The organism is Enterobacter wuhouensis, assembly GCF_004331265.1.
In the GTDB taxonomy this organism is placed as follows: Bacteria; Pseudomonadota; Gammaproteobacteria; order Enterobacterales; family Enterobacteriaceae; genus Enterobacter; species Enterobacter wuhouensis.
This window is the reverse complement of the sequence record NZ_SJOO01000010.1, coordinates 160,493-166,896: the sequence shown is the minus strand read 5'-3', so window position 1 is coordinate 166,896 and position 6,404 is coordinate 160,493. Positions and strand designations below refer to the sequence as shown.

General features: G+C 56.2%; 5 protein-coding genes. 4 read left to right on the top strand and 1 reads right to left on the bottom strand.

The annotated features are described in order from the left end of the window. The 4 genes from E0L20_RS19350 to E0L20_RS19335 form a co-directional block, all read left to right on the top strand. Positions 1–581 (top strand): DUF2345 domain-containing protein (locus E0L20_RS19350; protein ID WP_131635355.1); only part of this gene is annotated, 581 nt, incomplete at its 5' end. Continuing rightward, positions 581–1,858 carry a VRR-NUC domain-containing protein gene (locus E0L20_RS19345; protein ID WP_131635360.1) on the top strand — a complete coding sequence of 426 codons (1,278 nt, stop codon included), beginning with the start codon at positions 581–583 and terminating at the stop codon, positions 1,856–1,858. The genes E0L20_RS19350 and E0L20_RS19345, both read left to right, overlap by 1 nt. Before the next feature lie 12 nt (positions 1,859–1,870). Next, on the top strand, positions 1,871–3,085 hold the full coding sequence (locus E0L20_RS19340; protein ID WP_131635354.1) for a DUF3396 domain-containing protein: 1,215 nt from the start codon (positions 1,871–1,873) through the stop codon (positions 3,083–3,085). A gap of 12 nt (positions 3,086–3,097) precedes the next feature. Continuing rightward, the gene (locus E0L20_RS19335; RefSeq protein WP_131635353.1) at positions 3,098–4,069 is read left to right on the top strand and encodes a DUF3396 domain-containing protein; all 972 of its coding nucleotides are present in this window, start codon (positions 3,098–3,100) and stop codon (positions 4,067–4,069) included. A gap of 39 nt (positions 4,070–4,108) precedes the next feature. Here the strand turns inward: E0L20_RS19335 and pflB are convergent, their stop codons facing one another. Further along, positions 4,109–6,403, bottom strand: coding sequence for a formate C-acetyltransferase (gene pflB, locus E0L20_RS19330; RefSeq protein WP_131635352.1), 2,295 nt, complete (start codon positions 6,401–6,403; stop codon positions 4,109–4,111). Position 6,404: the final 1 nt, after the last annotated feature.

Sequence of the window (6,404 nt, the reverse complement as noted above, 5' to 3'; positions counted from 1 at the left end):
TCGCCGGAGAAAAGCTCGGTCTGTTTGCCCGCACCGGACAACTGAGCCTGAAGGCCAGCGAGGGCCCGGTGGAGGTGCAGGCGCAGAACGGCAATATGAGGCTGTTTGCAGAGAAGAAGCTGACGATAAGCTCGGCGAGCGACATCTCGTTTGCCGGGAAAAAACGCATCACGCTTATCGGCGGGGGGAGCTACCTGCGGCTGGAGGCGGGAAAAGTCGAGTACGGCACGACGGCGACGTATATGCGCAAAGTGAAGCGGACGATGGCGGCAGCAGCGTCAGACATGCCATTAAAGATGCCCCGGTTGGGCACCTCGTATATCTATTCCGCAATCTACCAGTTACAGGATGAGCACGGCACCCTGCTGGCGGGAAAACCTTACAGACTCACAACACCTTCTGGACAGATAGCGACGGGTTATACCGACGAAGAGGGGAAAACGGTGCCTGTCTATACCCGCACTCAGGAAAATGTCGAACTACACGTTGTGCAGAAAAAACCGCAGCCGCAGGAAATGCTGTGGTTTATTGGTGACGGCTCAGAGCAACAAATGGAAACTGAACTCAGGGAGCAGCCATGATGGAACTACCAGATTTACCCACATCGCCTGATTCACCCGATATCCCCTCAGGCAAAAACAACCAGCCGTGGGACTGTACCACCACAGGCGTGGAGATGGTGGAAAAGCAGTCGCAGCTGCCGACGGAGAACAACCGTCAATATCTGCATATCAAGGTGGAATATGCGATGCGTTTTCCTCGCCTGTCGGCAAAAGTTCGTCGTAACGGCAAAAGCTATCAGATGAGCCTGAAGCAGCTAATGATGAGCGGGCTTATCCGCGCAGATGAAATCGCGGCAAAATATTACTGGTGGTACAAAGCGGAAGTACCGTTTGATATCCGCACCACGCCGCCCCGCCCTTATCTTAGCAGCACGCAGACAGGGCCGGGCAGGCGGCATACCACCAACCCCTTCCCCGAATCGGGAAAAGGTATTTATCGCCGTCCGGACGTGATCATTGTGAAGAACAGGAAGGACCGCTGGCCGGGGCTGGCTGGAGCGGATACCGAAGGCAACCTGCACGCCGATAATCTGGAGCGGCTGGTGGAGGTGAAGTTTCCGGAGGATGAGTTTAAGCAAGGCCAGTACGAAGATTATATGCTGATTGTTGGCGGTGCCCGTAAGAAAATGACCATTCTGGAGATCCACGACTGTCGCCCTCAGGAGCAGCAGTGGAGCGATCAGGTGGTCAACGTGACGCTACAGAACTGGGTGAAAAGTGGAGCGAAATACTGGCCGCTATTCCTCTATCCCCCCATTTTCACCCCACGCCCGCCGAATGCACCAGTGCCTGCCAAAATCCAGCCATGGACACATGCCAGTGATACCGTTGCCGATCTCAGTGAAGGAGCCATTCGCGGCATCGCTGAGGGCTGGAATGCGCTGTCAAAAGAGATGCAGCAGAAACTCCAGCGAGTTGCTGGCTGGCTGAACGACAGCGGCGAATGGGTCTATTCGCAGGGCAGCCAGGCATGGCACTGGGCGAGCCGGACCGGTCGTACAGTGGCCTACTGGACGGACGCACAGCTACGTGCTGCCTGGCGGGAGATCCAGCAGGCAACGGATATGACGCTGGAGATGTTAAAACAGGTGGACTGGGTGCAGGTGCTGACCGATGCAGCTATCGCCATAGGGGTCATTCTGGTGGCGGTCGGCGTCGGGGCGCTGGTAGTGACGCTGGGCATCCCGGAAGCCATTATCGGCGCGTTTTTACTGATTGTACGCCTGGCGATAAGCGCCTGGGGGGCGCTGGCAGCGGTCCTCGGAACAGGAACCACCTTGGCGGCAGCACAATAATAAGGAGTGAGGATGTTAAAGGATCTGGAACTAAACTATATCGAAAAATGGCTGCCGGAAGCGTCGGTCAAATATAAAGACGGCAGCCCGGCGGTGAACCTCGGGCTGATTATCACCGTGTTCTTTAAAAACGGTCATACGCCGGAGGTTCGCCGCAAAATGGTGGAGTGCGTGGATCGTTATTACGGTGAATTTAAGCCGCATCTCAAGAAAACGCTGCCGGTAAAGAAATGGACTAAAATCACCGAAAACAATTATGCCAGACAAAAGCATACCATTCTGGACTCCACTCCTGAGGAAATTATTGACTGGGTACTGAGTTCTGCATCTGAGTCATATCTGGCACCGGATTACGGAATTCTTATTATGGGAAAACGTATTTTCCACAATGAAAATAACCGCTCCGTTATTAAGCTGATCTTTCCCCTCTCCCTGCTGAAAGAGCCGGACGGTAAGGAACGGTATGAATCCTGGCTGCTGTGGCTGTGCAATACCTTCGAAGTGGAAAGCGGCTATGCGGGGCTGTCGTTCGTTCTGCCCTACGCCTTTGAGCGCATGTTTCCGTATGAATATGCCCTGGCGCAGCGTTTTTCCGGCGTGATGGTGGACTCTCTGGGCACCCTGGAAGGCGGGGAAGCGGTTGAAGGCCTCAAAGGTGCCTGCTGGTATACCATTCTGGGTACGCCCTGGCTGGAAAAGCTCGGCGGAGAAGACGCCGTCTCTCGGCGCCTGGTGAAAACACCGGAAATCAGCCTGCTTTCCTATAACAACGGGGTAATTATGAAAGCCGGTGAGCTACCTCCTCCACTTGGCGAAAAGCAAACGGAAGGTCTTCCTCCATTACTGGTAAAAATAAACCAGATTATTCTCCCTGTTCGTTATGACGGGCATAAGGGGCTGCATTTCTATTCAGAATATGAAAACCTCCAGTTTGATGAAGAATCCTCCATGAAATGGTTTGCCCGCTTCGACGATGCCAGCGCCCTGCTGGACAGCGAGGAGCCCGCAACCTCATCTGAGCCGGTACGCATTACCTGCTGGACCGATGAAACCGCCCCGCACGCCGGACAGTGGGCCGCCATCGTTAACGGCACAACGGAGTATATTCAGACCCGGGAAGGGCAGCAGATGCCCGCCTTTGAAGACAAGTACGGCAAAAAACACCGCGCCTGCTGGTCGCTGCTTAAGCGTGACGATAAGGGCAGCGTATTTATTATTCCGGAATAAGAGAAACAAGAGATGGAACTCGACTATATCGAAAAATGGCTGCCGGAAGCATCGGTGAAATATAAAGACGGCAGCCCGGCGGTGAACCTCGGACTGATTATCACCGTGTTCTTTAGAAACGGTCATACGCCGGAGGTTCGCCGCAAAATGGTGGAGTGCGTGGATCGTTATTACGGTGAATTTAAGCCGTATCTCAAGAAAACGCTGCCGGTAAAGAAATGGACAAAAATCACCGAAAACAATTATGCCAGACAGAAGCAGGCCATTCTAAACTCGACGCCTGAAGAAATTTTTGACTGGGTGCTAAGTTCTGCGACGGAGTCATATCTGGCTTCGGACTACGGAATTCTTATCATGGGGGAAAGGGTATTCCATAATGAAAATAACCGCTCCGTTATAAAACTGGTCTTTCCCCTCTCCCTGCTGAAAGAGCCGGACGGTAAGGAACGGTATGAATCCTGGCTGCTGTGGCTGTGCAATACCTTCGAAGTGGAAAGCGGCTATGCCGGGCTGTCGTTCATCCTGCCCTACGCCTTTGAGCGCATGTTTCCGTATGAATATGCCCTGGCGCAGCGTTTTTCCGGGGTGATGGTGGATTCCATTGGTACGCTGGAAGGTGGTGCTGCTGTCATTGGTCTGAAAGGTGCCTGCTGGTACACCATTCTGGGTAAACCCTGGCTGGAAAAACTCGGCGGAGAAGACGCCGTCTCGCGGCACCTGGCGAAAACACCGGAAATCAGCCAGCTCTCCTATAACAACGGGGTAATTATGAAAGCCGGTGAATTACCTCCGTCACTAGGAGAGATGAAAACAGAAGGCCTTCCCCCGTTACTGGTGAAGATAAATCAAATCATCAAGCCGGTTCGCTACGATGAACCCCGCTCGCTGCATTTTTACTCGTCATATGAGAACCACCAATTTAATAATGAGTCGACCATGAAGTGGTACCGGCGCTTCGACGATGCCAGCGCTCTGCTGGATTAGAAACGCCCCCTTTCAGGAAAGGGGGCTAAATGACATATCTCACATCGCCTGCGTAAACGTCCTCGATATCACGTCCTGCTGCTGCTCGCGCGTCAGGGCGTTAAACCGCACCGCATAGCCTGACACGCGGATCGTCAGGTTCGGGTAGTTCTCCGGATGGGCAATCGCATCCAGCAGCATCTCCCGGTTCATCACGTTGACGTTCAGGTGCTGCCCGCCCTCAATGGCGGTCTCGTGGTGGAAGTACCCGTCCAGCAGCCCCACCAGGTTGGTTTTGCGCACCAGCCGATCCTTGCCCAGCGCCTGCGGCACGATGGAGAAGGTATAGGAGATCCCGTCTTTCGCGTAGGTGAACGGCAGCTTGGCGACCGAGGTTAACGAGGCCACGGCCCCCTTTCTGTCGCGGCCGTGCATCGGGTTCGCGCCTGGCGCAAACGGCGTGCCGCCGCGGCGTCCGTCCGGCGTATTCCCGGTCTTTTGCCCGTAAACCACGTTGGAGGTGATGGTCAGGATCGACTGGGTCGGGACCGCGTTGCGGTATGTCGGCAGCGCCTGAATTTTCTTCATAAAGCGCTCGACCAGATCGCAGGCGATACTGTCCACGCGATCGTCGTTGTTGCCGTACTGCGGATAGTCCCCCTCAATCACGAAATCAACCGCCAGACCGGTGTGGTCGCGCACCGGTTTTACCGTGGCGTATTTGATGGCCGACAGGGAATCCGCCGCCACCGACAGCCCGGCAATGCCGCAGGCCATGGTGCGATAGACGTCGCGATCGTGCAGCGCCATCAGCGAGGCTTCGTAGCTGTACTTGTCATGCATGTAGTGAATGAGGTTCAGCGCGCTGATGTACTGCACCGCCAGCCAGTCCATAAAGTGATCCAGGCTCGCCATTACGGTGTCGTAATCCAGCACGTCGTCCAGCAGCGGAGCGGTTTTTGGCCCGACCTGGATCTTCAGCTTCTCATCCACCCCGCCGTTGATCGCGTACAGCAGCGTTTTGGCGAGGTTGGCTCGCGCGCCAAAGAACTGCATCTGCTTGCCGATGATCATCGGACTGACGCAGCAGGCGATAGCGTAATCGTCGCTGTTGAAGTCGGCGCGCATCAGATCGTCGTTCTCATACTGCAGGGACGAGGTGTCGATCGACATCTGCGCGGCGTATTTCTTGAACGCGATCGGCAGCCGTTCGGACCAGAGGATCGTCAGGTTCGGCTCCGGCGCGGGCCCCATGGTGTGCAGCGTGTGCAGATAGCGGAAGCTGTTTTTGGTGATCAGCGTGCGGCCGTCCAGCCCCATGCCGCCGATCACTTCCGTCGCCCAGATCGGATCGCCGGAGAAGAGCGTGTCGAACTCCGGCGTGCGCAGGAAGCGCACCATGCGGATCTTCATGATGAAGTGGTCGATCAGCTCCTGCGCCTGCACCTCGCTCAGCCGCCCCGCCTGCATATCGCGTTCAATGTAGATATCGAGGAACGAGGCCGTGCGCCCCAGCGACATTGCCCCGCCGTTCTGGGATTTCACCGCGGCAAGGTAGGCAAAATAGACCCACTGTACCGCTTCCTGGGCGTTCATCGCCGGGCGGGAGATATCAAAGCCGTAGTTCGCCGCCATCTGCTGGATCTGCAGCAGCGCACGCCTGTGCTCCGCCAGCTCTTCGCGCAGGCGGATGGTGGCCTCCAGATCTTCACCGCGCTCCAGCCTGCCCTGCAGATCGGCGAACTGCAGCTCACGCTCGCGCACCAGATAGCTGATACCGTACAGCGCCACGCGGCGATAGTCGCCGATGATGCGCCCCCGCCCGTAGCCGTCCGGCAGACCGGTCAGCACGCCGGATTTACGGCAGCGCATCATCTCCGGGGAGTAGACGTCAAACACGCCCTGGTTGTGGGTTTTGCGCAGGTCGGTAAACAGGTACTCGAACTGCGGATCCATCTCGCGACCGTAGGCGTCGAACGAGCTGCGGATCATATTGATCCCACCGTACGGATGCAGCGCACGCTTGAGCGGCTTATCGGTTTGCAGGCCGACGATCGTCTCAAGCTCCTGGTCAATATAGCCCGGCCCGTGGGCGGTAATGGTGGTGGCGACGTTGGTGTCAAAATCCACCGGTGCGTGGGTAGCATTCTCCTGGCGAATGCCAACCATCACCTTCTGCCACAGCGCCGTCGTTGCTGGCGTCGCCTGCGCGAGGAAAGCCTCATCGCCTTCATAAGGGGTGTAGTTATGCTGAATAAAATCGCGCACGTTAACGGCGTTTTTCCATTCTTCACCGCGAAACCCGGCCCATGCGTCGCTGTAGGGCGCGACGCCCGTATCGATTGTTACTTTCATG

Excerpts from the sequence above, each read along its gene's own strand:
- E0L20_RS19335 (WP_131635353.1), top strand. The coding sequence starts at position 3,098 with ATGGAACTCGACTATATCGAAAAATGGCTGCCGGAAGCATCGGTGAAA.
- E0L20_RS19340 (WP_131635354.1), top strand. The coding sequence starts at position 1,871 with ATGTTAAAGGATCTGGAACTAAACTATATCGAAAAATGGCTGCCGGAA.
- pflB (WP_131635352.1), bottom strand. The coding sequence starts at position 6,403 with ATGAAAGTAACAATCGATACGGGCGTCGCGCCCTACAGCGACGCATGG.
- E0L20_RS19345 (WP_131635360.1), top strand. The coding sequence starts at position 581 with ATGGAACTACCAGATTTACCCACATCGCCTGATTCACCCGATATCCCC.